The organism is Streptomyces sp. NPDC002055 (assembly GCF_040296705.1).
Taxonomy (GTDB): Bacteria; Actinomycetota; Actinomycetes; order Streptomycetales; family Streptomycetaceae; genus Streptomyces.
The window spans coordinates 1-1,074 of record NZ_JBEOXS010000163.1; the positions used below are offsets into that span (position 1 = coordinate 1).

Sequence of the window (1,074 nt, forward strand, 5' to 3'; positions counted from 1 at the left end):
ATTGTTCCTTAAAGTTTTTTCTAAATTCGTCAGCTTCTGCAACAGGATCTGTTGTTTGGTTTATGTTGTTATTTACGCTTGAATTTGAAGAAGAGTTAGACTGATCTGACAGTGATTGTTCCAAAAGTAGTTCTTTTTTAGCCTTTTCCTCCTCAGCCAATAGTCTTGCTTTTTCAGTTTCTTCCGCTTGTAATTTTACGATTTGATCTTTTTCTTTTTGGGTTATCTTACTAACTTTATTAATCAAGAAATCTATTTTATTTTTATTAAAAATATTTTCCATCTCTTGATAACTCTTCACATTGTTCTCAAGCGTAGCAACATTTGACTGAAGTTCTTTTATATTATTAAACCGAGCGTCATTACTGGGAATATCTTTACTATCTAAATTACTTTCGATATATTCATAAACTGCTTTAACATCTTTTTCAATGTATTTAGATTTCAAAGATTGTGCTTCTTTAGTTTTCAGATTCAAATTTTTAATTTTAACAACAGTATTGATAACGCTCTCATTATCGGTTGAAATTGAGTTTTGTAATTCATTGATTCTTTTCTTTTCAGTAGTAACTTTGTTCTCATAGACTTTTTGAGCACGAAGTTCTTTTTGATGGTCGATATTTTTTTTTATAAAAAATATACCAAAACTTATAATAACTAAAATCACTACAGCAATCACTTTATTTTTGCTTTTCATAATATAACGATATAGTATCTACTATATCTATCTCCTCATTTAATTTAAGCTGTTTAGACTATCACTTAACCAGTTATAAAAATCTTTATAAGTTGTATTAAGTCCTAAATTTTTATCAAAATCGTTGCAATAAATAATTATTAAATTCATATTTATCCTGCTTATAACTGCTATTATATAAATATTTTATCACAGAATGCGTAGATTTTTTAACTTTACAATAAAATTATTCTTTTATTGTTTTCTTATCTGAGTACCTAATGTTATTAATCTAAATATTGTACTGCTAAATTGATGAGTGATAGACATCGATTAAAAAGATAATCGTAATACCTGATATCAGTAATATCAACTTTATTAGTTTCATGGTGACGAAT

The 1,074-nt window shown here is 26.4% G+C and carries 1 protein-coding gene; it reads right to left on the reverse strand.

Annotated features, from left to right (window positions below; translation table 11 throughout):
• Positions 1 to 697 (reverse strand): hypothetical protein (locus tag ABT112_RS35300; protein WP_351515846.1); only part of this gene is annotated, 697 nt, incomplete at its 3' end.
• Positions 698 to 1,074: the final 377 nt, after the last annotated feature.